24 protein-coding genes are annotated in these 22,138 nt (G+C 66.8%); 13 read left to right on the top strand and 11 right to left on the bottom strand.

Annotated elements, in window-relative coordinates; genetic code table 11:
- The first annotated feature begins 21 nt into the window (after window positions 1–21).
- On the top strand, window positions 22–1,443 hold the full coding sequence (leuC, locus tag ACM6LU_RS38800) for a 3-isopropylmalate dehydratase large subunit (RefSeq protein ID WP_414942856.1): 1,422 nt from the start codon (window positions 22–24) through the stop codon (window positions 1,441–1,443).
- A 5-nt stretch (window positions 1,444–1,448) separates the two neighbouring features.
- The gene (gene leuD / locus ACM6LU_RS38795; protein ID WP_414942855.1) at window positions 1,449–2,036 is read left to right on the top strand and encodes a 3-isopropylmalate dehydratase small subunit; all 588 of its coding nucleotides are present in this window, start codon (window positions 1,449–1,451) and stop codon (window positions 2,034–2,036) included.
- 1,027 nt (window positions 2,037–3,063) lie between these two features.
- Here the strand turns inward: leuD and ACM6LU_RS38790 are convergent.
- Window positions 3,064–3,594 carry a TetR/AcrR family transcriptional regulator gene (locus ACM6LU_RS38790; protein WP_414942854.1) on the bottom strand — a complete coding sequence of 177 codons (531 nt, stop codon included), beginning with the start codon at window positions 3,592–3,594 and terminating at the stop codon, window positions 3,064–3,066.
- A gap of 118 nt (window positions 3,595–3,712) precedes the next feature.
- Here ACM6LU_RS38790 and ACM6LU_RS38785 point away from each other — a divergent pair, with 118 nt between their 5' ends.
- The gene (locus tag ACM6LU_RS38785) at window positions 3,713–5,068 is read left to right on the top strand and encodes a carotenoid oxygenase family protein (protein ID WP_414942853.1); all 1,356 of its coding nucleotides are present in this window, start codon (window positions 3,713–3,715) and stop codon (window positions 5,066–5,068) included.
- A gap of 96 nt (window positions 5,069–5,164) precedes the next feature.
- On the opposite strand, the gene soxR is transcribed toward ACM6LU_RS38785, so the two are convergent.
- The 4 genes from soxR to ACM6LU_RS38765 all read right to left on the bottom strand — a co-directional run bounded on the left by soxR (window position 5,165) and on the right by ACM6LU_RS38765 (window position 8,922).
- On the bottom strand, window positions 5,165–5,668 hold the full coding sequence (gene soxR / locus ACM6LU_RS38780; protein WP_414942852.1) for a redox-sensitive transcriptional activator SoxR: 504 nt from the start codon (window positions 5,666–5,668) through the stop codon (window positions 5,165–5,167).
- A 34-nt stretch (window positions 5,669–5,702) separates the two neighbouring features.
- Entirely contained in the window at window positions 5,703–7,133 is a 1,431-nt protein-coding gene (locus tag ACM6LU_RS38775; protein ID WP_414942851.1) for an MFS transporter, read from the bottom strand.
- A gap of 433 nt (window positions 7,134–7,566) precedes the next feature.
- A complete protein-coding gene (locus tag ACM6LU_RS38770; protein WP_414942850.1) occupies window positions 7,567–8,025 on the bottom strand; it encodes an ATP-binding cassette domain-containing protein in 459 nt (152 codons plus the stop codon).
- Window positions 8,026–8,142: 117 nt separating this feature from the next.
- Complete coding sequence (locus ACM6LU_RS38765; protein ID WP_414942849.1) at window positions 8,143–8,922, bottom strand: CPBP family intramembrane glutamic endopeptidase; 780 nt, start codon at window positions 8,920–8,922, stop codon at window positions 8,143–8,145.
- A 154-nt stretch (window positions 8,923–9,076) separates the two neighbouring features.
- On the opposite strand from ACM6LU_RS38765, the gene ACM6LU_RS38760 reads away from it, so the two are divergent.
- From ACM6LU_RS38760 to ACM6LU_RS38745, 4 genes are all read left to right on the top strand, one after another.
- Window positions 9,077–10,360, top strand: a complete 1,284-nt coding sequence (locus ACM6LU_RS38760; RefSeq protein ID WP_414942848.1) for a histidine kinase — start codon at window positions 9,077–9,079, stop codon at window positions 10,358–10,360.
- Window positions 10,360–11,010: a response regulator gene (locus ACM6LU_RS38755; RefSeq protein WP_414942859.1), complete on the top strand. Its 651-nt coding sequence runs from the start codon at window positions 10,360–10,362 to the stop codon at window positions 11,008–11,010. Before ACM6LU_RS38760 ends, ACM6LU_RS38755 begins: the two co-directional genes overlap by 1 nt.
- A 405-nt stretch (window positions 11,011–11,415) precedes the next feature.
- Window positions 11,416–11,787 carry a VOC family protein gene (locus tag ACM6LU_RS38750; RefSeq protein WP_414942847.1) on the top strand — a complete coding sequence of 124 codons (372 nt, stop codon included), beginning with the start codon at window positions 11,416–11,418 and terminating at the stop codon, window positions 11,785–11,787.
- 73 nt (window positions 11,788–11,860) lie between these two features.
- Window positions 11,861–12,541 (top strand): alpha/beta fold hydrolase, encoded by a 681-nt coding sequence (locus ACM6LU_RS38745; protein ID WP_414942846.1) that lies wholly within the window; start codon window positions 11,861–11,863, stop codon window positions 12,539–12,541.
- Window positions 12,542–13,835: 1,294 nt separating this feature from the next.
- Here the strand turns inward: ACM6LU_RS38745 and ACM6LU_RS38740 are convergent.
- Genes ACM6LU_RS38740 through ACM6LU_RS38730 form a run of 3 tightly spaced genes read right to left on the bottom strand, consistent with a single transcriptional unit; the run spans window position 13,836 to window position 16,049 of the window.
- Entirely contained in the window at window positions 13,836–14,348 is a 513-nt protein-coding gene (locus ACM6LU_RS38740) for a carboxymuconolactone decarboxylase family protein (protein WP_414942845.1), read from the bottom strand.
- Window positions 14,349–14,393: 45 nt separating this feature from the next.
- Window positions 14,394–14,837 carry a DoxX family protein gene (locus ACM6LU_RS38735; RefSeq protein WP_414942844.1) on the bottom strand — a complete coding sequence of 148 codons (444 nt, stop codon included), beginning with the start codon at window positions 14,835–14,837 and terminating at the stop codon, window positions 14,394–14,396.
- A gap of 39 nt (window positions 14,838–14,876) precedes the next feature.
- Window positions 14,877–16,049 carry a serine hydrolase domain-containing protein gene (locus tag ACM6LU_RS38730; protein WP_414942843.1) on the bottom strand — a complete coding sequence of 391 codons (1,173 nt, stop codon included), beginning with the start codon at window positions 16,047–16,049 and terminating at the stop codon, window positions 14,877–14,879.
- A 206-nt stretch (window positions 16,050–16,255) separates the two neighbouring features.
- Between ACM6LU_RS38730 and ACM6LU_RS38725 the strand changes: the two genes are divergently transcribed.
- The 3 genes from ACM6LU_RS38725 to ACM6LU_RS38715 are packed head-to-tail and all read left to right on the top strand — an operon-like array spanning window position 16,256 to window position 17,964.
- The gene (locus ACM6LU_RS38725; protein ID WP_414942842.1) at window positions 16,256–17,137 is read left to right on the top strand and encodes a sigma-70 family RNA polymerase sigma factor; all 882 of its coding nucleotides are present in this window, start codon (window positions 16,256–16,258) and stop codon (window positions 17,135–17,137) included.
- Between the two features lie 9 nt (window positions 17,138–17,146).
- On the top strand, window positions 17,147–17,575 hold the full coding sequence (locus ACM6LU_RS38720; protein ID WP_414942841.1) for an LLM class flavin-dependent oxidoreductase: 429 nt from the start codon (window positions 17,147–17,149) through the stop codon (window positions 17,573–17,575).
- Window positions 17,545–17,964, top strand: a complete 420-nt coding sequence (locus ACM6LU_RS38715) for an LLM class flavin-dependent oxidoreductase (RefSeq protein ID WP_414942840.1) — start codon at window positions 17,545–17,547, stop codon at window positions 17,962–17,964. Before ACM6LU_RS38720 ends, ACM6LU_RS38715 begins: the two co-directional genes overlap by 31 nt.
- A 330-nt stretch (window positions 17,965–18,294) precedes the next feature.
- Here the strand turns inward: ACM6LU_RS38715 and ACM6LU_RS38710 are convergent, their stop codons facing one another.
- Window positions 18,295–18,660, bottom strand: a complete 366-nt coding sequence (locus ACM6LU_RS38710) for a hypothetical protein (protein WP_414942839.1) — start codon at window positions 18,658–18,660, stop codon at window positions 18,295–18,297.
- A 348-nt stretch (window positions 18,661–19,008) separates the two neighbouring features.
- Between ACM6LU_RS38710 and ACM6LU_RS38705 the strand changes: the two genes are divergently transcribed.
- Together ACM6LU_RS38705 and ACM6LU_RS38700 are read left to right on the top strand one after the other, a co-directional pair.
- Complete coding sequence (locus tag ACM6LU_RS38705; protein WP_414942838.1) at window positions 19,009–19,635, top strand: hypothetical protein; 627 nt, start codon at window positions 19,009–19,011, stop codon at window positions 19,633–19,635.
- A gap of 732 nt (window positions 19,636–20,367) precedes the next feature.
- Complete coding sequence (locus tag ACM6LU_RS38700) at window positions 20,368–20,703, top strand: hypothetical protein (protein WP_414942837.1); 336 nt, start codon at window positions 20,368–20,370, stop codon at window positions 20,701–20,703.
- Between the two features lie 310 nt (window positions 20,704–21,013).
- Here ACM6LU_RS38700 and ACM6LU_RS38695 read toward each other — a convergent pair whose 3' ends face one another.
- On the bottom strand, window positions 21,014–21,388 hold the full coding sequence (locus ACM6LU_RS38695) for a histone-like nucleoid-structuring protein Lsr2 (protein ID WP_414942836.1): 375 nt from the start codon (window positions 21,386–21,388) through the stop codon (window positions 21,014–21,016).
- A gap of 203 nt (window positions 21,389–21,591) precedes the next feature.
- A complete protein-coding gene (locus tag ACM6LU_RS38690; protein WP_414942835.1) occupies window positions 21,592–21,882 on the bottom strand; it encodes a LysR substrate-binding domain-containing protein in 291 nt (96 codons plus the stop codon).
- A gap of 42 nt (window positions 21,883–21,924) precedes the next feature.
- Between ACM6LU_RS38690 and ACM6LU_RS38685 the strand changes: the two genes are divergently transcribed.
- Window positions 21,925–22,138 (top strand): WhiB family transcriptional regulator (locus ACM6LU_RS38685; protein ID WP_414942834.1); only part of this gene is annotated, 214 nt, incomplete at its 3' end.

The raw sequence follows: 22,138 nt of genomic DNA, 5'->3' as shown, positions 1-22,138 counted from the left end.
CATTCGCTCGAAGGGAAGTCCATGGCCAAGACAATGGCGGAGAAGGTCTGGGACGACCATGTCGTCCGGCGCGCCGAGGGCGAACCGGATCTGCTCTACATCGATCTGCACCTGCTGCACGAGGTGACCTGCCCGCAGGCGTTCGATGGGCTCGGCAAGGCCGGACGGCGTGTGCGGCGCACCGATCTCACCATCGCGACCGAAGACCACAACACCCCCACGATCGACATCGACAAGCCGATCGCCGACCCGGTCTCCCGCGCAATGCTGGAGACGCTGCGGAAGAACTGCGCGGAGTTCGGGGTCCGCCTGCACCCGCTGGGCGACGTCGAGCAGGGCGTCGTCCACGTGGTGGGGCCGCAGCTGGGCTTGACCCAGCCTGGAATGACCATCGTCTGCGGTGACAGCCACACCTCCACCCACGGCGCATTCGGCGCCCTCGCCTTTGGCATCGGCACCAGCCAGGTCGAACACGTGCTGGCCAGCCAGACGCTGCCGATGGCGCCGTTTCGGACCATGGCCGTCACGGTCGAGGGCGAGCTGCCCCCCGGTGTCACGGCCAAGGACCTGATCCTGGCCGTGATCACCGAGATCGGCACCAGCGGCGGCCAAGGCCACGTCATCGAATACCGCGGCCCGGCCATCGAGAAACTCTCGATGGAGGCCCGGATGACCGTGTGCAACATGTCGATCGAGGCGGGTGCCCGGGCCGGCATGATCGCCCCCGATGAAACCACCTTCGCCTATCTCAAGGACCGCCCGCACGCGCCCAAGGGCACCGCCTGGGACGCCGCCGTCGCCGACTGGCGTGCCCTGCGCACCGACGAAGCCACTTTCGACCGCGAGGTCGTCATCGACGCCTCCGCACTCTCTCCCTTCGTCACGTGGGGTACCAACCCAGGACAAGGTGCTCCGCTGTCGGGCTCCGTCCCCGACCCGGCGGACTTCGCCGACCCCAGCGAGCGGCTGGCGGCCGAGAAGGCGCTGGAGTACATGGGCCTGAGGGCGGGTCAGCCACTGCGGGAGATCGCGGTGGACACCGTCTTCCTCGGCTCCTGCACCAACGGGCGGATCGAGGACTTGCGCGCCGCGGCCGCCGTGCTCCAGGGCCGCTCGGTGGCCGACGGGCTACGGATGCTGGTCGTGCCAGGGTCGGTGCGCGTCGCGCTCCAGGCCGTCGAGGAGGGGCTGGACAAGGTGTTCGTCGCCGCCGGAGCCGAGTGGCGCCACGCGGGTTGCTCCATGTGCCTGGGCATGAACCCCGACCAGCTGGCCCCCGGCGAGCGGGCCGCGTCCACGTCCAACCGCAACTTCGAGGGCAGGCAGGGCAAGGGCGGTCGCACCCACCTGGTCTCTCCGCAGGTGGCAGCCACTACCGCGGTCCTCGGACACCTGGCCTCGCCCGCTGACCTGTCCGAACGGCCCCTCACCACCGGAGTCTGAACCTCATGGAAGCATTCACCACCCACACCGGCCGGGTCGTCCCGCTGCGCCGCAGCAACATCGACACCGACCAGATCATCCCTGCCCACTGGCTGAAGAAGGTCACCCGGGACGGCTTCGAGGACGGGCTCTTCGATGCCTGGCGCAAGGACCCGCAGTTCGTGCTCAACCAGCCCGCCCGCCAGGGCGCCACCGTGCTGGTGGCCGGGCCGGACTTCGGGACCGGCTCCTCGCGCGAGCACGCCGTCTGGGCACTGCAGAACTACGGCTTCAAGGCCGTCATCTCCTCCCGCTTCGCCGACATCTTCCGCGGCAACTCCCTCAAGAACGGCCTGCTGACCGTGGTGCTGCCACAAGAGACCGTGGACCGGCTCTGGGAGCTGACCGAGGCCGACCCCGCGGCCGAGGTCACCGTGGACCTCTTCGGCCGCCAGGTTCGTGCCGAGGGAATCACGGCTGATTTCGAGCTTGACGACAACGCCCGGTGGCGTCTGCTGGAGGGGCTGGACGACATCAGCCTGACCTTGGAACACGAATCCAGCATCGCGGAGTACGAAGCGCGGCGCCCTTCGTACAAGCCTCGCACCCTTTAACAGTGACGGATGCGGAGCCGGCACCGTGTGCGGTGCGCCGGGCGGGGGCCGGAGGTCTCCCGCCCGGCCGCACCGCACACGGTCAGGTCGTCGGCCAAGGAGCGGTGAGCCCTCGCGTTCGAGTTCACAGTGGACTAACTAGGAGTCGTTCGACGACGGACGGCGGGCGGCCCGGCCTGACTGCGGAGCGCCCGGAGGATCGCGACGCGTTCGGCGCGGGTGGCGTCGTGCAGGGCGATCTCAAGTTCGCGTCGCTGACTTTCAGCGCGGATCTTGGCCAGGACGCAGCGCGCGATCGCGGTGATCCCGGTGGCGACGACAGGGCCGGCCAGTAGCCAACTCCACGTGACAGCGTTCCTCCGGCGTACTGGGTGATGGGAAGCCCTGCCGAATCGGCTGGGACTGCCCAACGTTTACGCAGGTCAGATCGCATCGTGCTGCTGCTTTACATAGGCTGACGCCGGATTAAAGAGGTTTTGACCGAATTTTCGAGGTGGGGCGGCTGGGGTGAAGCCCTCTCTCCGAGGCGGGGTTTTACAGCGGTTTATAGTGGCTGCCAGCATATTGTGAACTGGGCCACGTCAGGGAAGACGCCGTGGGGGTCTGGCGCCAACCGGAGTTGCCCGATGGGCCGTTGCGGGACCTGAATCTTGAGCTGCATCGGCTGCCTGTGTTGTCCGGTTACCGCAGCAGCTACCGGATCGCGACCTGGTATCGAGCACGGCGACGCTATCCCGACGTCCGGCCCGGCTTGGCGCGGATGCGGGAGCCCGGCTTGTGGGTGGGGGTAGCCGGGAACCAGACCGCCCGCGGCCGAGCTAATTGCGTGCGCTGGGTCTGCCGTGGACCAGGTCGCGACCTCGGGCGAGTGGGGTGTCGCCAAGCCTTCGTCCGAGTCCTTCGCCCGCGTCGCAGAGATGGTGCCCGACGGGCCAGGCGAGACGATGTACGTGGGTGACCACCGGGACAACGACGTAGCGATCGCGGCTGGACACGAGCGGGGATCGGAACCCGGCGTGGGAGCGGGTCACTCCGGCGAGGGGTCACCGGCGAGGGCCTTCAGGCCGCGAATGACCGTTTCGGCGCTGGGAGCCCGCTCGGGAGCGACGAGGTGCTGCATCATCACGCCGGCGATGAGGGCGAACTGAACGGCGCCGGCCGCGTCGGCGTCGGTGCGCGACAGGCGTTCGCCGAGGACCTTCCGGGCTTCGTCCTGCGCGTCGGCTAGTCGTTCGCGGAGGTCCGGGAAGCGGACGGCCTGGGTGGCGCTTTCGAGGACGGCGGTCCACGTGTCGCGCTGCTCGGTGAAGGAGCCGATGAGGCCTTGCCAGATGGCGGTCAGCGACGTTCCGGCCGGTTCACGCAGCCGCTCGACCGCCTCGGCCGAGAGTTCGATCATGGCCTCGTTCATGAGGGCCTCTTTGGAGCCGAAGTGGTACCCGATGGAGCCGAGGTTCGCACCTGAGGCGGCGGTGATGTCGCGCGCGGTGGTGTGCGCGTAGCCGCGTTCGACCAGGCAGCGCTTGGCTCCGTCGAGGAGGTCCTCTCGTTGTCCCATGCCCCGATCCTAGTGGGAGACTGTGACAAGCGTCTTATACGTTCGTCTTATACAAGTGTACAAGACGCTTGTATGGTCGGCGGTGCCGGAACAAGCTGGCCTCGCACAAGGGAAGACGATGAACCCCAACCGCTACATCCTTGGCAACTTCGCCCCGGTCGCCGAAGAGATCACCGCCTTCGACCTGCCCGTCACCGGGAAAATCCCGGACGACCTCGATGGCCGCTACCTGCGCATCGGCCCGAACCCGCTTGGTCTAGAAGACGCGGCGGCGCACATTTGGACCCTCGGGGAAGGCATGGTCCACGGCGTGCGCCTGCGCGACGGCCGCGCCGAGTGGTACCGCAACCGCTGGGTCCGGTCGGCTTCCGTGGCCGACCGGCTCGGAGAACCGCGCCGCGGGCAGGTCGCCGACGAGCGGATGGACTTCGCGCCGAACGTCCAGGTCGCGGGCCACGGTGGCCGTCTCTACGCGCTGATCGAAGGGGGTTTGGCCCCGTACGAGCTGACCGGTGAACTCGACACCGTCGGACCCGCCCCCCTCGGTGCCACGGCACAGGGCTTCTCGGCCAACGCGCACAGCAAGTACGACCACGCGACCGGCGAACTGCACTCACTGGCCTTTCGTTACGGTGCGGATTTCGTGCAGCACATCGTGATCGGGCCCGACGGGGAGAACCGGAGCGTCACCGACATCCCGGCGCCGACCCTGCCGTACATGCACGACTTCGCGCTCACCGAGCACTACGTGGTGCTCTACGAATCCCCGATGGTCTTCGACCCCGAGCGCCTGGCGACCGGGGTGCCGTTCCACTGGAACCGGGACCTGCCCTCACGGCTGGGTCTGCTGCCGAGAGCGGGCGGGACGGTGCGCTGGCTGGAAACCGCACCGGTCATGGTCGGCCACACCCTGAACGCCTTCGAGGAGAACGGCAAAATGGTGGTGGATGTGGTCGTGCATCCCCGGCCGCTGGACTTCGCCGACATCGGTGCCTCGAAGCCCGTGCTCGAACGCTGGACCGCCGACCTCACGCTCGGCCGGGTCACGCGAACGCTGCTGCACGACCGCCCGCAGGACTTCCCGCGCCTGAACGGCCGTTTCAGCGGCAAGCCCTACCGCTTCGGCTATTCGGCGGCGGCCGAACTCTATGCCACACCGAGCACCACCGAGCCGGACCGCCCTGACGAGGGCTTCAGCAGCGCTCTCCTCAAACACGACCTCCTGACCGGTGCCACCGAAACACACGAGTTCGGCCGTGACGCGAGCGCGGGCGAGACCGTGTTCGTCCCCGCGGGCCGGACGAGAGCGGAGGACGACGGCTACAACTTGGCCTACGTCCACAACCCCGATCGGGGCGCGGCGGACCTGGTGATCCTGGCCGCCCAAGACTTCGCGGGCGAACCCCTCGCCAGGGTCCACCTGCCCGCACGCGTCCCACTGGGGTTGCACGGCAGCTGGATTCCCGTCGCGTGATTCGGTCACCGAATGTGAGAGATATCGGTCACCAGGGGGCTCACTTTCGCCCCGTCAATGACGGTCTGTCGTCCGTGCTGTCGCTGGCTTCATACGTCAGTTCTTGTGCTCATCGTGCGGATGGGCCGCGAGGTCGCTGGTAAAGGGGGCGCTGGGCTGCTGGAGCCGCACCGGTCCGGGGCCACGGCCCTGGAGGGCGTCGTCGGGGTTGAGGAGCAGGCACGCCTTCATCGACAGGCAGCCGCAGCCGATGCAACCGGTGAGTTCGTGTTCGAGGGACTCGAGGGCGCGGCGGCGTTCCTCCAGTTGTCGCTTCCAGCGCCGGGAGACCCGCTGCCAGTCCTGGTGGGTGGGGGCGCGATCGGCGGGGAGGCCGACGAAGACCTCGGCGACGTCCGTCAGCGGAATGCGGAGGCGCTTCGCCACCAGGATCAAGGAAATCCGGCGGAGCATGTGCCGCGAGAAGATCCGCTGATTGTTGCCGGTGCGTTCGCTGAAGATCAGGCCCTTGCGTTCGTAGAAGTGCAAGGCGGAGGCGGGCACGCCGGTCCGGTGGATGACCTCACCGATCGTGAGATGGTCCTCGGGACTGGCGCGCACTTGTCCGCTCCTCGCTCGTTCGGGACGCCGGTGGTCAGGTGCGGCGACGGGACGTCGCGGCGCGGCGGTGGATCAGGACGGCCACGACGATCGACAGGACCAGGCAGAGCAGGCCGACACCGAGCTGGGTCAGCTGCCATGACCAGGTGAAGGCGTCCAGTTCCACCGCCTCGGCTCCCTCGGTGAGGCGTCCGGCGCCGACCTTGGCGGCGCGGGCCGGGTCGTCGAGCCTCGCCGTGAGGAGGCCGACGATGGAGGCACTGTAAGCGGCGATCACGAGAGCCTCGGCCGCTCCCCGCAGGGTGTTGAGGAAGCCGGCCGCCATGCCGACGGCGTCGGCCGGGACGAGAGCCATGGCCTGGCCGTCGGTGATGCCGAAGGACACACCCATGCCCACCCCGATCATCACCAGCGGCGCCGCGACGACCGCGACCGCGTCCTCGGCGTTCAACGTCACCAGCCACAGATTCCCGGCCACGACCAGCACCAGGGCGATCATGATCAGCAGCCGGGCCGGTACGCCCTTGTTCACCAGCGCCACCGCGACCATGGGCATGATCAGCACCGGGGCCGTCAGCAACAGCATCGTCACCCCCGAGACGGCAGGGGAGAGCCCGGCCGCTGCCTGCAAGTAGGTGGGCAGGAAGACCAGGACGCCAAGGAACCCGACGGACGTGGTCAGGGTCGCCAGGCTCCAGCCGAGGAAACCGCGATTGGCGACCAGTTCGGGTGCCAGTACCGGAGCGGCGCTGCGCCGCTGCACGACGCCGAAGACAACCAGCACGACCAGGCCTGCGATCCCGGTGAGCAGGATGACCGGGTGGGACCAGCCGAGCGACGGCGCCTCCAGGAGCGCGAACATCAGCAATGCCAGCGCGGCGACGAACAGGACACTGCCAACCCAATCCGCCCGGCCGGTGTCGGTCGCGCGGGACTCGCGGGCACGGGTCCCGCCCAAGGCGACCAGCAAGCCGATGACCGTGAAGACCGCAAAGCTCCCCCTCCAGCCGGTAGCACTGATCAGCAGGCCCGACAGGGTGGGGCCGATGGCGATGCCGACCCCGGCCATGGTGCCCATCAGGGCAAAGGCGCGATTGCGGGCCGCCCCTTCGTAGCTGGAGGCGAGGATGGCACCGCCGGCCGCCATGATCCCGGCACCGCCGACACCGGAGACGACGCGGGCGACGTCGGTGACGACGATCGCCGGGCTCAGCGCCGTCCCGAGAAACCCGGCCGCGAAGACCAGCGCCGAGACGACGAACACCCGTCGCCTGCCGATCCGGTCGGCCGCCGATCCCGTGATGAGCGTCATGGCCGCGAAGGCCAGGTTGTAACCGGCCACGACCCAGTTCAACGGGGAGCCGGAGGTATCAAGATCACGGCCGATGCTCGGCAGCGCCACCGCGGTCCCCGAGATGGACATCGCCACCAGGACGACGCCGACCAGGACCACCGGAAGTGTCAACGGAGACGGTCGATCCACCGAAGCCGGATGCGGAGAGGGATTTGTGGTCGTTCTGTCCGTGCTGTTCGCCATAGCTGTTCGCTTTCTTGTCCTGAGGTCGACGGCGAGCAGCCCATCAGCTCAACCTAAGTTGAGGTCAAACGCGCTGGTGAAGGCATGTCTGTACGAGGTCGTCGAGCACGTGTGGTCGGTTCGGTCGCCGACCACGGCGGTCAAGTCGTCGCGGGCCGGTGGCTGCGGCCGACAACGACGGACCGATTTCAGTCACTCGGACTATGACGCTCCGCAGGAACTCCCTGAGGTCGCCTCCATGCTGTGGGCCGAGCCACTGCGCCCGCTCCAGCAATTCCAACAGGGCCTCGATCGCGCCCACACCCCGGAAACAGAAGAGCTTCCCCCGGTTGTCCGGGCACTCACCTGAGGTGACCGTCGGTCACCAGGGAGGATGTTCTGGTGTCTGCACCACACCCGCCTGAGTTTCGTCAGCGTGCGGTCGAGGTGAGAACCATGTCGTCACGCCGGAACTGCTGGAGAAACTGGGCATGGACCGGGAGACCGCGATCGAGCGGGCTGCTGACCGCCGGACAGTTCCCGTGGCTTGGGCCCGGTCACCGAGCCCGACGTCGGCCAGCGCCTGGCGCACCTCGCCCTTGGACACCCGCACACCGGCCATCTTCAGCGGGAAGGCCACATTCTGTTCGGCGGTGAGCGAACCGTTCAGGTTGAAGCTCTGGAACACGAAGCCGATCACGCGGCGACGCATGAGGGTAAGCACGTTGTCTGGTGCGGTGGTGATGTCCTGGCCGGCCAGCAGCACGCGACCGCTGGTGACCTTGTCCAGTCCGGCGGCGCAGTGCAGCAGGGTGGACTTGCCGGAGCCGGACGGTCCCATGATCGCGGTCCAGGTTCCCGCCAGGCGGGGCGAGGTTCACGTTGTCCAACGCCGCGACGCCATTCGCTCAGGATCCGTACAGTCGGCTGACCTGCTGTAGCTCTACCGCGTGACTGTTCACGGTCGCAACCTCCCGGTGGCCAGCACCCAGGCGGCGAGCACCGCCATCGGAATCGTCGTGAACACCGTGACGGCCGTGACGTTCACATCCGCCAGCAGGAAACCGGCCAGCAGACCCAGCACCATGTTGTTCCCGGCGTGGGCGAGGCTCGCCGTCCACACACTGCCGCCGCGCACCCGCAGCCAGCTCAGCAGAACCTCCTGGCACAGGAACGACAGCGTCCACACCGCGAGGCCCACCGCGACGTTCTCGAACTCGATGTATCCGACGAACGCGAGCGGGTAGTGCCACACCGCCCAGATCAGACCGGTCGCGCACGTCGCCGCCACTGGGCGGCCTTGGTACACCCGCTGCCGGAGATAGCTGGTCCACCCGAACTCCTCACCCCAGTAGATCGGTGCGAGCAGCGGAACCACGAGCAGCAGCACCGCTATCAGCGCCCAGCCGGGCAGACCGGCCACCTGGCCGTCCAGCGGGGACAGGCGCGCACCGAACAGCACGGCCACGGCGGCGGTGGCCGCGACGAGAGCGGCCGGCCCCAGCCATGCCACGAGGTACTGCGGCCACGCCTCGCGCAGCCGCAGCCGCAGGCCCGCGTCCGCGAATCCCTCACCGGTCACCCACCGCCGCACGACGAAGGCGGCCAGCGCCGGCGCGAACGCGAACGGCAGCTGCACCAACGGGTTCACCAGTGAGAAGCCGAGCGCCCACGCGCCGATCATGCCCAGCCACGCCAGGCCGAACGCGAGGCCGAGGAACACCGCCAACCCGCTCACACGAGTCTTGAGAACCATCATGTGCCAACAAGATCACCGGGATACGGGCGCGGTCACTGACAGCAAGGGGTCACTCGGAGGTAGTGCTAGGCCTACCTCCGGACTATGGCGAAGGGGCGGGACGCGCTCCGCCGAATGGATTACGGTTGGCCGGGTGATCAAGGCGGAACCGCGAACGGTGCGCGAAGCGCTTGCCACCAGGCGTTTCCTTTTCAGCGCCTGGCCGTGGCGCGCGTACGCCCACATGCTCGGTACGCCGGCGATCGCGTTCGTCGCGCTGATGCCTTTGGCGATACCCGCGGCGCCGTGGGTGCTGGTGGCGGTGGGCCGTCCGGCGCCGATGCCGTGGACGATGGCGCTGCTGCTCGTGCTCGTCGGCGGATTGCTGCTCACCGCGGCGTTGCCGTGGGTGGCGGCTCCGATGGCCCGGCTGGAGCGACGCCGACTGCGGCTGGTGGACGGCCGACCGCTGGGGGAGCCGCCGCGCGGACCCGTCAAGTACGCCGAGTCCGCGACCTGGCGAGCTGTCGCGTACCTGGTCCTGCTGGTCACCGTCGGTGCGCTGCTGTCGGCCGCCACCTGTGGTCTGCTGCTGTTCCTTGTCTTGCTGATCGTGTCGCCGTACCTGGTGGACGGCACTTCGCAAGTGACGCTCGGGTTCACCACCGTCACCACACAGGAAGCGGCGATCCCTTACGCCGTGGCCGCCGGCGTAGCCCTCCTGCTGTCGCCGTACCCGGTGGCCCTGCTGGCGTCGGCGAACGGCGCGGTGGCCCGTGCCCTCCTCCGCGACGACAGCGGACCGCTTCGCGCCGAGCTGGTCGAGGTCGCACGATCAAGAGCCCGGCTGGTGGATCTGTTCGAGACAGAACGCCGCCGCGTCGAACGTGACCTGCACGACGGCGCGCAACAGCGACTCGTCGGCCTCACCCTCCGGCTGGGATTGGCCAAAATGGACCTCCCACCCGATTCACCCGCGTACGCGGAAGTCACGGCCGCGCACGACGAGGCCAAGGAGCTGATGACCGAGCTGCGGGAGCTGGTCCGCGGCATCCATCCCAGGGTCCTCACCGACCGCGGCATCCCGGCGGCCTTGGGAGAATTGGCCGACCGTGCGCCCATTCCGGTGAGCGTGCGCACCGACGTGCCCGACCGCCTGCCCGCCCCGGTCGAGTCGATCGGGTACTTCGTCGTGGCGGAGGCGTTGACCAACGTGGCCAAACACGGTGACGCGACCGCTGCCGGCGTCTCCGCTTCCCATCAGGCCGGGACACTCGTTCTGGAGGTCAGTGACAACGGCGTCGGCGGCGCCGACCCGGCACGCGGTACCGGGTTGACCGGACTGGCGGACCGTGCGGCCGTGGTAGGCGGGCGGATGTTGCTGTCCAGCCCGCTGGGTGGCCCGACCGTAGTGCGCGTGGAGTTGCCGTGCCAGTGATTCGAGTCGTGCTCGCGGAGGACGGCGTGCTGCTGCGGGCCGGGTTGGCCGGGCTGTTGGAACGGTTCGGATTCGAGGTGCTCGCGCAGGTCAGCGACGCGGACGCGCTGGTGGTGGCAGTCGAGCGAACTCGACCCGACCTCGTGATCACGGACATCCGGATGCCGCCGTCGTTCACCGATGAGGGCCTGCGGGCCGCCGTGGCGCTGCGCCGGGCCGAGCCGGGACTGGCTGTCGTCGCCCTGAGCCAGTACGTGGAGCGCAGCTACGCCGCTGAACTGTTGGACTCCGGCGACGGCGCGCGGGTCGGGTACCTGCTCAAGGACCGGATCGTCGATGTGGAGGACTTCGTCGCGACACTGCGCCGAGTAATGGCGGGCGGCACGGTAGTCGACCCACAAGTGGTCCGCCAGCTACTGGTCCGTCGGCGTGACCCCCTGGCCCGGCTCTCGGCCCGTGAGCACGAGGTGCTGGCCCTGGTCGCCGAGGGCTACTCGAACGCCGCGATCGCGGCCAGGCTGGTCATCACCGAAGCAGCCGTTGGCAAGCACGTAGGCAACATCCTGGCCAAGCTCGACCTGCCACCGACCGAGGACACCAACCGGCGGGTGCTCGCCGTCCTGACCTACCTCCGAGCCACGGCCTTCTGACAAAGGACGCCCACACCAGCGCGTCGGCGACACTTTCAAAGACTGACCGCTCAACATCTCGCTCTGGTATCTGCTGTTTTTATCCGCTCATGCCGATTACAGGGTGCTCGTGACGCACAGACCGAGCCTAGACCGCCGAGTACACCGGGCAGTCGGTGGAGCTGATCACCATCGACTTCGACGGGGGCCGCTGGTTCGCCGGGCCCGAGGCGATGGCCTACGGCTTGGCCGAGGAGGTGATCGGTGGTCCGGCCGGGGCCCCGGAGGGCGGTGTGCCTAGTGCGGCTTTCACGTTCGAACGGCCAACGGGCAGTGACCCGCGTTGGCCCTGCCGCCGCTCGCGCTTCTCGGAAGACCGTACGGAACGAAGCGCGGAATGTCGTACCCACGTCCTACGGTAGGCCGATGGACTGGAAGATCGAACTCATCCCCGTTCCGGTGACCGACGTCGACCGGGCCAAGGCATTTTACGAGAAGGTCGGCTTCAACGCAGACCACGACCACAAAGTGTTTGAAGGCCTGCGGTTCGTCCAGCTGACACCGCCCGGCTCGGCCTGCTCCATCGTGATCGGCGAAGGCATCACGGACAAGACGCCTGGCACGCAGGAGATCCAGGTCGTGGTCGCCCATGCGGAGGTGGCGCGCAAGCAGTTGCTCGACGCCGGTGTCGCCGCGAGCGAGGTGGACGTGCAGCCGTGGGGTAGCTTCGTCTACTTCCGCGATCCGGACGGCAACAGCTGGTCGCTACAGGCAATCGAGTCACGCCCCACCGGCTGATTCACGGTCTTCATATCCGGCTTCGCCCTACCAGCCCTGGCTATGCACTCACATGCCGGAAGGAAATCCACCCGTGACCACTTATCTGCTTGTACCCGGCGCCTGGCACGGCGGCTGGTGGTACGACCCCGTAGTCCCCGCTCTCAAGGAGGCCGGGCACACCGTCGTCGCGCTCACTCCCATGGGCCTGGATCCGGACGTGAACCCGCCACAACAGGTGATCACCCTGGACCACCACGTGCACCAGGCCATCCAGGCACTACGCGCAGTTCCCCCAGAGGTGGACGGCAAGCGCGATGCCGTCCTCGTCGGCCATAGCTACGGCGGAAGCATCATCAGCGGTGTCGCGGACGCCGAATGCGACCGAATCCGAGCACTGGTCTATCTGGACGCCCTGATCCCTGAAAACGGGGACTCCAGCTGGTCGATGACCAACGACGAGGAGCATGCCTGGTACGTCGACGGGTCGGCCCGTACCGGAGCTTTCGTTGATCCCTTGCCGTTTTTCGACAAGCGTGCACGCCCGCACCCGCTGGCCACCCTGATGCAAGCCGCAAAACTCACGGGGGCATGGCGCGACGTACCCGTCAAGCACTATGTCGAAGCGACAGGCTGGCCCGGCGAATCCCCGCTCGCGGCGATGACGGCGAAAGCACGCGCCGACGAAGAGTTCACTGTGCATACCTGGGATACCACACACAACTTCATGCACAACGCTTCAGAGCTCGTCCTGAAGCTCATCGTCGACCTCTAACCGGGGACCCTACTCGCAGGTGCCGCGACCTCGGTGCAGACCACACACGGAATGAGGTTTCGAGGACTTGCCGGGATCGGGCAACTGGCCGATCCCAGCGAGCCCGGTGCCCGCCGACCAAGTACCACCGAACGTCCTCTCGTGCCGCTTCGCGGGTGTTGTCAGTCTTTGTCGGTGATGCAGAGAACGGTGATCTCCGCGTTGGCGATGTCGGTCAGGACATAGGTGTGATCCCACGCCACGTCCTCGAACCAAGGAGTCCACACTTCGAGGCTGGTGTCCAGACAAAGTCCTCAAAGCGGTTCTGGGTCAACACCTCGGTGGCGGCACCGGAGAGTGCCATCGCGTCGCTCGACGGTCCGCGGTATCGCTCGTATGCGCCGCCGATGAGGATCACGTCGGCCAAGACGCCGTCCAGGCAGCGTGATCCGGCTTGCTGTCGCTGAAAACTGCCAACCTCGTGACGAAACGGACTCGGGATCTGAAGTTCGCTGAGTTCCTCTCGGAGCACCTTGCTGTCAGAGAGGACACGAAGAAGTTCGTGCGCCTCTGTTTGGCGGCGAGAGCGGAACCAGGCCTTCGTGTCCGAATCGCCGACCAAGCGCCAACGGCCGAACAGGGTACCCGCGGTTCACGTGGATCGCCGCCACTTGCTCCAGGTATCGATCCAACGCCGGGGCGGTCACGAGCACGGATGCCCAAGTGATGCCGTCCCGCTCGGCGATGACGTCGGGCAACTCGGGGCGCGGATCGTTCCCAGCCGCTCTCGTTCCGGTGGTTCGGCACGCGACGAGTTTGACAGCCACGTATGTTGATTCTTCTGCGGCACGTCCACCTCGTCGTTCACCGCGATTGGGCTCCGTTTCGTCTCCGTTTGCTCCAGTGTGCCGAAAGTAGGCTCCTGTTGGCCCTCGCCGGTGGCCGCACCCTGGTGGGCTCCGGTCGCGGCGCAGGGCGAGTTCCGGTTCGGGAGCGGCAGACGCACCCAGCGTAAATACACGCTGACACAAGCGCCCGCTACGTCGGCTCGTCGGTCGTCGCCGCTCAGCGCACCACTGAAAAAGCCCGCGCATGTCGTGCCGGACGAGCGCGGTGACTCATGACATGGCGATGGCGTGCTCTGCAGCTGGACCAGCTTACGCTCCAGAGCTAAAGAAGACCGGGACCGTCGCGGGCGCCGCTGCGGTGAAGAACCGAATCGTCGACGTCGGTGTCGTAGCGCGCAGGATGGCTCGCGCCGGGTCGGTGCCAGGGTGGCGCAGGTCGTCCCACCCCAGCACCGATCGTCCGACGGTCAGTCCTCCACGGGGGTCCACTGTTCGGCTGGAGACCGGCCGGGCAGCGGCTGCCCGATGAGGGCGAGCGGAACGAAGAAGTTCACCTGGCCGATGGCCATCGCCACCGTGGCCAGGGCTTTGTTGTCGTAGTGTTCGGTGGCCAGTGCGTAGAGCTTCTCGGGCACCCGTTCACCGTGCGATGCGGGCCGCAGGACGGCTTCGACCAGGGCGAGCGCGACGCGTTCGGCGTCTGTGAAATAGGGGGCATCACGCCAGGTCGCCACCGACACGATCCGCTCCTCGGATTCCCCGGTGGCGCGCAGGTTGCCCGCGTGCAGGATGGCCAGGTAGGTGCTGCCGACGAGCTGGCCGGCACGCAGCTGAATCAGCCCGATCGTCGTCCGCGGGACCGAGCCGTTTCCGGTGGCTTTGAATAATGCGGCACCGACCTCGCCGAGCTCGGGGACGAGCTGCTGGGGGTTGGGCAGACGGGAGCCGCTGCGCTGCTGGATTGTGAGGTTCGCGTTCATCGTTTTCCTTCTCTGTAGAGGTGAATCCGTCAGGGGTCGGTCTGGTCAGGCGGGCCGGGACCGGCGTCCCGCGGCGCCGAGTGCGCGCAGCGAGGCAGTGGCGGAGCTGCCCTGGGGCAGCCAGGCCCGCGCGGCGAAGGTGGCGGCGGCGAAGGACAGCGGCATGGCCCACTTGTCGGGGCCGTCGCCGACGGCCACGTGCGAGGCGGCGGCACCGCCGTAGACGAAAACCAGTCCGGCGTAGGCCCACTCCTTGGTGCGAGGGTGGCCGGGCGTCAGGATCGCGGCGAGCGCGGCGGTCTTGGCCACGCCCAGGATGGTCGCGAAGTACATCGGGTAGCCGAGGCGGTCGAAGGAATCGCGGACATACGAGATCCGAGCCAGATCCCAGTAGGCTCCGACGGCGGTTTCGGCCAGCACGGCGGTCACAGGAACCCAGCGAGCGAGTTTCAGGCCGCGGGAGATCATCGACGTGGTGCGGGTGGACATAGTGTGTTGCTCCTGATGAGTTGGTCGGTAGGTAGCGGGTCAGGCGGCCGTGGTGAGCGTGGTGTCGGTCGCGGCGCGGTGTACGGCGGCGGCCAGTCGTGCGTTTTCGGGGGCGTTGAACCCGAAGGCGGCGCGACGGCGGGTGTAGCCGTAGGTCAGGCCGCTGTGCGGGTCGGCGAATCCGTCCGAGCCCGCCGAGCCGGTGTGCCCGAACGCGTGGGCACCGAGGAACGGATACAGCAGGCTCTTGGCTTCGAAACCCAGTGCGTACGGCGCCTGCGTGCCGCGCACAAGGTCCGCGCCGACGGAGTGGATCGTGGAAATGGTGGCCATGGTGTCCAGTGACAGCAGCGCAGGCCGTCCGTCGACGCCGGTGACAGCCGCCGCGTACATCCGTGCCAGACCACCCGCACTGCCGACACCGCCGGCCGAGCCCTGCCCCAGGCGGCGCAGCTTCGCGTCGTTGGGCAGCGCCATGACGTCGGCGGGAGTGAATCCCCGCGCATTGAGGTTGTAGGAAATCCCGGCTACGCCGTACGGGCTCGGAGAGTTGGCGGCGAACGCCGCTTCCATCTCCGGCGTGGCCCGCCACGGTGTGATCGGCAGGTACCGGTGATCGAGTTCCTCAGGCAGGCCCAGGTAGACATCCAAGCCGTAGGGAGCGCGCACGCGCTCCTCGAACAACTCCTGCACGGTGCTACCGGCGACCGCGCGGACCACCTCGCCGAGGATCGCGTACATGACGAACCCGCCGTAGCCGTGCACGGTGCCCGGCGTGAACCAGGGCCGCTGCGCGACCAGGCGTTCGGCGATGACCTGTTCGTCGGCCAGTTCAGCGACGGTGAAACCGCCATCGGCGCCGACGATTCCGGATCGGTGCACGAGCACGTCGCGCACGGTGATCTGGTCCTTGCCCGCCGCGGCGAAGCGGGGCCAATAGTGGGCGACCGGTCGGTCGATGTCGAGCGCGCCGTCCTGGATGAGCAGCGCCATCACCAGCCCGGCGGCGCCCTTGCTCGTCGAGTGCAGGCCGGTCAGCGTGGTGTCGGTAACCTCCGGACCCGCCCACAAGTCCACTACCTGACGGCCGCGGACGTACGCGGCCACTTGCGCACCGGACTCCCCGTTCTCTTCGGCGACGACGGCGGCGAATTCTGCACGCACCCGCTCGTATCCGTCGGCGACGGTGCCGTGTACTTCGATCGCGTTCATGGTGATGCCTCCTTTCGGATCGGCTTCTGCGGCACTGACGTATGCCACGAGCAGAACGTGACCGCATAAACGAAAGCCGCTGGCAGGAGCACTGATTCCAGTTTCGGGTACCGCGGCGGCCATGCGATACGGGTACGCACAACGGATACAGTCACGTTTGTCCGCTCCGATTCGTCATCGGTACAAGACACATCGAGGAGGACTCCGTGCACGATGAGCAGTTGCTGGCCGACTGGTTCGAGGCCCACCGCACCCACCTGCGGGCGGTCGCCTACCGGATCCTCGGGTCACTCACCGAAGCCGACGACGCGGTTCAGGAGTCGTGGCTGCGGCTGGCCCGCACCGACACCACCGATGTCGGCAATATCGGCGGCTGGCTGACCACCGTCGTCGGACGCGTCTGCCTGGATATGCTGCGCACGCGCAAAACCCGCCACGAGGAACCCCTCGAAGCCGCCCACCTGCCCGATCCAGTGATCGTCAGCGAGACCACACCCGACCCCGAACACGAGGCACTGCTTGCCGACTCGGTCGGCTTGGCGCTGTTGGTGGTGCTGGACTCACTGAGCCCGGCCGAACGGCTCGCCTTCGTCCTGCACGACATGTTCGCCATGCCCTATGACGAGATCGCCCCGATCGTGGACCGTACCCCGCAGACCGCGAAGAAACTTGCCAGCCAAGCGCGGCGACGAGTCCAGGCCGCCACCGTGCCCCCCGGCCCGGACCTACCTCGGCAACGCCGCGTCGTGGACGCCTTCCTCACCGCCGCCCGCGGCGGCGATTTCGACGACCTGCTCCGCCTGCTCGACCCCGACGTGGTGTTGCGCGCTGATGTGGGCGAGGCGATGCGCGTGATCCGGGGCGCTACCGCCGTAGCCGGTCAGGCCGAAACCTTCCGGCGCATGGCCACCGCCTGCGCCACTCACTCCGCGATCGTCAACGGCCACGCCGGGCTGGTCAACACCCTTGATGGCAACCCGTTCTCGGTCATCGACTTCATCGTCACCGGCGGCCGCATCACCGCCATTGACATCCTCTCCGACCGCGAACGCCTCGCCGACCTGGACCTGACCGCGGTCCTCGGGTAGCTGTGTCGAATGGGTCGTGAGTATCGACTCCAGCGTGGTCCGGGCGCATCGGCATTCCGCCGGGGCCCGGGAAAAGGGGGATGCAGCAGGCATCCGCTCCCGGTGGCGAGCCTCGCGCAGACAGCGCAGCCAGCGCAGACAGCGCAGACAGCGCAGACAGCGCAGACAGCGCAGACAGCGCAGGCGGCAACCGGCGGCCGATTCAGCCTCGGTTTAGGGCTTGGCTCGAAGGACTTTCACGAGCCGGTATGCGGCGTTGAGTACTCGCCGCCGATCCGACATTTGCGCGAGTACCTGACTATCTTGCGCCAGGTGTTCGCCGGTGAAGCCGTCGCCTACGTGGGCGAGACCCTTGAGCGCACCTACCTGCTGTGTCCTCTGTGGCCGGTGGTGAGAGTGTGCCGATCATGGTCGCGGCGATGGGACCACAGGCGTTGAGGGTAACCGGCGAGCTGGCGGATGGGACATTGCCGTTCTTGGCCGGTCCGCGAATATTCTCCGAGCAGATCGTCCCGGTGCTCACCAAGGCGGCTGAGGCCGCCGGTCGACCAGCGCCCAAGGTGCTGGCCGCGGTTCCGGTCATTGTCACCGACGAGCCGGAAGCCTTACGGACTATCGCCGTGGAGCAGCTGGCTTTTTACTCTCGGATTCTTTCGTACCAGAAGGTCTTGGCTGCGGAGGGAGTCGATCACCCGGCAGATCTGGCGATCATCGGTGATGATAAGACGGTCACCGACGGACTTCGGCGATACTACGATGCCGGGGCGACCGATATCTTGGCATCCAAGACGGGCCTCCGGTCTTCAAGCGACCGACTGCGGACGTGAAAGGTGCTCGGAGGACTCGGCCGGCTCGGTCGCCGGGACCGCGTCCGTGGCGGTCGCCGCAGCCTCCAGCATTAGGCGATCACACCCTCAATCCCGATCCGGTGCTTTGTCAGTGAGCCGTTGGCGTGACGGAGGCGTGTCGTTTCGCTGCATGCGGAGCGGCGAGGGCGCAGCACCGGTTCGGGGATCCGCCAGGCTGCTCAACGATGCCTTTTCTGGCCGATCGATTATGCATTCCTTATCGTTGGTCGGTAGTGATTGTCCGGCCAGGTACGGCACTGCCCAAAGTCGAACGGTCGCCGAATCCCGGTGACCGTACTGCCGGGCTTTCTAGGATATAGGCAGGTGTACGGGCCACATCTCGAGTATGTTCAGGCTGTGAATAGTGCTACCGGTGTGTCTTATGCTTCGATCCTTTGGGCTTCGGGGAGAAGCAGTGGTACCCACACCAGCAGGTACAGACTGCGGAAGGCGGCGTCTGTCCAGCCCGCTGGTGATCGCTCCCAGAATCGGCGCGGAGACGGCGAACGCCAGCGCGAAGGCGGTGACCAGCTGGCCGGCCGCGGCGATGCCGACCTCGAGATCGTCGGCGATCCGGGGAAGCAGCCCAGCGATGACAAAGCCGTCGGTGCCGACCGCGAACATGGCGATCGCCAGTGGTAGCAGCTTTCCGAACAGCCCGTTCTTCTTGTCCATTCGTACGTCTTCTCTCGTCGTGTGATCGGCTGGCCCGAACTCTGCCCCCGCTCGCTGTCCGGATGCTTTCTGTGCGCTTTCCAATGCTCAGAGGCGCTTCGCAGTACTGTGGGCTAGTGTAGTTCGGCGTGTTGGGACCACTGATCGTATAGCAGGAAGACGGGGAACCGGTGACCTTGCCGTCTGCTGATCTGCGGTCACTGCTGGCGGTGTTGCTGGTGCATGAAGGCGCACCGGTGCCTGTGGAACGCCTCGTTCGTGATCTGTGGCCCGACGCCGAACGCGACAATTCCAGCGCGCGCTGGACAACGCGGCCGAGCAGGGGCCACGGAAACCGCGTTACGGCTGGTGAACGCCCTAGCCTGGTATCTCCAGCTGCGCGGCAGCGTGCGGCAGGCGGCTCGCTGGGCAGGCCGGGCTCTCGCCATCCCAGGTGACGTATCGCCGGAACTGCGCGCGCGGGCGGGAAGCTGGGAGATCGGGATCTCGATCCTGCTCGGTGTCGAATCCAAGCCGGTCAGCCATGTCCGAAGCGCGATCGAGAGCTTCGACGGTGCTGACGACCCACTCGGACTCGCGATGGCGCAATGGTTCCTGGGATACGTCCTGCTGCACGTGGGACACCTCGATGTCAGCGAAGAACTGGCGGAACAATCTTCTACGGGCTTCCGATCGCTCGGTCATGACTGGGAAATCGCCGTCTCCGCGAGTCTGATCGCCCATCAGGCGATCCTGCGGGACAACGGGAAAACCGCCGCCACGGCCGCGGAGGAGGCGTTCGCCGGCTTTCGTGCGCTGGAGGACCGCGGCGGCGAACTCCTCACCATTTACCCTCGCGCCGTCCTCGCCGAGCACAACAAGGACATCGCGACAGCCGAGCGCCTTCATCGTGAAGGGCTCGAATTGGCCGGGCGGCTCGGCTCGGCGCGGTGGCCCGCGAACCGGCGCGGACAACGTGCCCGCTATCTTCGGTGAACTCGGCGGCATCGGTTTCCGGGGACAGGTTCGGGGGTGCTGGACGCGTCATAGAGAATCGACTGGACTGTTCGCGTGGGGGTCTCCTAACTGAAGCCGGGATGAAGTCGAGGGGCGTACACTTGGTATATGCATGCGTTTCCGCGGCACTTCCCGTACGCGGAAGCTCTGTCGTGAACGAGACGTCCTAGGGAACTTCGTGAAGAAAAATAAACTCTGCTCTTTCTGTTCAAGCTGACTGCTGCTCTCGCGGTGCTGTTCTTTCTTGTCTGCCCAGTCGTCATTGGCCTATTCTGAGATCTCTCGATCAGACGTCGAACCGCAAACCGTTGCTTGCGAAGATCGGATCGGCGTCTTCGCTTCGATTCGTGTGTGCAGGGACATGGCCGTGAACGCAGCCTTCCGTAACTGTGGAGGGTGGAGTAAGGTATACGTTGAACTGGACTACATTCATACCATCTGTCCCAGTGGCGGTATCTGGGTCCAGCTGGGAACGAAGTGCGACACGTCGCGGAGTGACTTCCTCACGGGGATCACGGCATCGGGAGAGGTGTCGTATGTGCAGGCAACCCGGTAGCCACGAAAATGAGCCCGATTGTGGCTGTCTAGCGATGTGAGTCGGGCGGCTCTGGAAAGAAAAAGTGAGCTCATTGCTCGCTCGGAGAGCCGGCAGTTTCAAGATCCGATTGTTGAGGCGCCCGCCTGAGCCTGGCGGGAGCAGAGGAGGATGATGTGAGGAAGCTATTTACGCTGGCAGGCGCGGCCGCGGTGGGTGGCACGTTACTGCTCACAGCTCCGGCGAATGCCGCGCCGGTATGCCCTGAAGGCTGGGCATGTATCCAGCTCGGCGTCGCCACCGGCGGTCCCATGGTGCGGTTCAATGCCGAGAACTGGCAGAACTTGGATAACCCGTTGTCTGAGAAGGGTTTCACGCTGGTGAACAACCAGCGTGACGGCGACGATGCGTGCGCTGCAACCGGCCCTGCCGGTACCGGAGCCGGCTTCTGTGTACTGCCTCATCGCCAGTTAACGGTGCGAGACGTCGTCGCCCGGTCCGTACGGGGATAGATTCCGATACCCGTCCCGAAAACGGTCCACCGGGCGCGTGCCTCACAGCGCGAACGCAACGCGCTAATGGTGCAAAGAGCTGGGACCGCACCAGCCTTCCTGGTCGGTGCGGTCCCAGCCATCGCATCAAGGAGCCATGCCAATCCGTCGGCACGATCGGTCGACGCGTGTCCTCGCGAACATGTTCGCCCAAGTCTGATCAGGCTTCGAAGTGGTTGACGGGCCGAGTTGCGAGCCCGGTGACCTGAATGGGACAGATGAGTGAGCTGGTCACCGCCCATCCAGCGGAGCGGACGTTGACGGTGAGCTGTCAGCTATCGGCCTTCCTTCTTCGTGGAGCCCGCTTGCGCACCGGCTTCGCGGAAGCTTCTTTCGACGATTCCGGTTCACTGACGTCGGTCTGACCGTTGACGGCCTCGGCGTTGTCGAATGCCTCGAAGATCTTGTTCGGGATGCGTCCGCGTTCGGCGATGGCGTGACCGATCGACGCTGCCCACGCACGCACCTGCTGATCGCGCTCACGGTCGGCTGTCATCTTCGCGCGATTGCCGCCCTCGGTGGTCGGCTGACCGGCGGCCACCCGAAGCTTGCGCCCGCCGGTACGTGTGCCGGCTTCGATGTAACGCTCGAGTTCGTCCCGCAGTGCTTGGGCGTTCTCGTCTGAAAGGTCGATCTCGTACTGCACGCAGTCGAGCCCGAAGGGCAGCGCGGGTCTCTGCGCCACTGCGTCGTGCAGGTCAATCCGATCTGCTCGCCGGCTGACCCGATGAGATCTACGCCGAATACGCACCGCCCGAGATCGGCCCGGCGGCGCCCTTCTTCACACACCCGCCGAACGGTGCCATCGCGTATTACGACAACGCCTGATCCGAGAGGTCGGTGATCCTGCTACCCAGCGGTGTGGCCGGTCAATTCCCGGACCACCGTTGCGAATGCGGCGACCAGGGGGTTTCTGCTCGAGATGAGGAAGGCGAACGCGATCCGCAGGGGCTCGATGTCGGTGATCGGCCGCCAGACGAGGTCTGGTCGCGCGTAATATTCGGCCATCGACGCCGGTCCGATGCAGATGGCCAAGCCGCCCGCGACCTGCTCGAGCATTTCTTCAACGTTGTTGAGCCGATCGTTCCGCCGGGCGGGCGGCCGGTGCCGGGGAGGCGCCGGTTCGATCGAACTGAACACACTCCCGTGGTGTGTCGAACACCAGGGTAGGGAGCTGGGGGTATGGAGACCAAGCAGTCGAGGCGGCGGGTCAACGCGTCGTGCCGCGACACCGATCCGGACGGTTTGTTCGTCCGGGGGGCGGAACACAACCGGGCCAAGGCGGTCTGTCTTGGCTGCCCGGTCAGGACGGAATGTCTCGCCGAAGCGCTCGATGGCCGGATCAACTTCGGCATCTGGGGAGGTATGACCGAACGGGAACGGCGGGCGCTGCTGA

Origin of the sequence: Amycolatopsis sp. cmx-11-51 (assembly GCF_047608665.1) — a bacterium.
Lineage (GTDB): Bacteria > Actinomycetota > Actinomycetes > Mycobacteriales > Pseudonocardiaceae > Amycolatopsis.
This window is presented reverse-complemented; position numbering and strand designations above follow the sequence as displayed.

Bases quoted from the DNA above. Each gene is read 5' to 3' on its own strand.
- leuC (WP_414942856.1), top strand. From the start codon at position 22: ATGGCCAAGACAATGGCGGAGAAGGTCTGGGACGACCATGTCGTCCGG.
- leuD (WP_414942855.1), top strand. From the start codon at position 1,449: ATGGAAGCATTCACCACCCACACCGGCCGGGTCGTCCCGCTGCGCCGC.
- ACM6LU_RS38790 (WP_414942854.1), bottom strand. From the start codon at position 3,594: ATGGGACAACGAGAGGACCTCCTCGACGGAGCCAAGCGCTGCCTGGTC.
- ACM6LU_RS38785 (WP_414942853.1), top strand. From the start codon at position 3,713: ATGAACCCCAACCGCTACATCCTTGGCAACTTCGCCCCGGTCGCCGAA.
- ACM6LU_RS38770 (WP_414942850.1), bottom strand. From the start codon at position 8,025: ATGGGACCGTCCGGCTCCGGCAAGTCCACCCTGCTGCACTGCGCCGCC.
- ACM6LU_RS38750 (WP_414942847.1), top strand. From the start codon at position 11,416: ATGGACTGGAAGATCGAACTCATCCCCGTTCCGGTGACCGACGTCGAC.
- ACM6LU_RS38740 (WP_414942845.1), bottom strand. From the start codon at position 14,348: ATGAACGCGAACCTCACAATCCAGCAGCGCAGCGGCTCCCGTCTGCCC.
- ACM6LU_RS38735 (WP_414942844.1), bottom strand. From the start codon at position 14,837: ATGTCCACCCGCACCACGTCGATGATCTCCCGCGGCCTGAAACTCGCT.
- ACM6LU_RS38730 (WP_414942843.1), bottom strand. From the start codon at position 16,049: ATGAACGCGATCGAAGTACACGGCACCGTCGCCGACGGATACGAGCGG.
- ACM6LU_RS38720 (WP_414942841.1), top strand. From the start codon at position 17,147: ATGGGTCGTGAGTATCGACTCCAGCGTGGTCCGGGCGCATCGGCATTC.
- ACM6LU_RS38715 (WP_414942840.1), top strand. From the start codon at position 17,545: ATGGTCGCGGCGATGGGACCACAGGCGTTGAGGGTAACCGGCGAGCTG.
- ACM6LU_RS38710 (WP_414942839.1), bottom strand. From the start codon at position 18,660: ATGGACAAGAAGAACGGGCTGTTCGGAAAGCTGCTACCACTGGCGATC.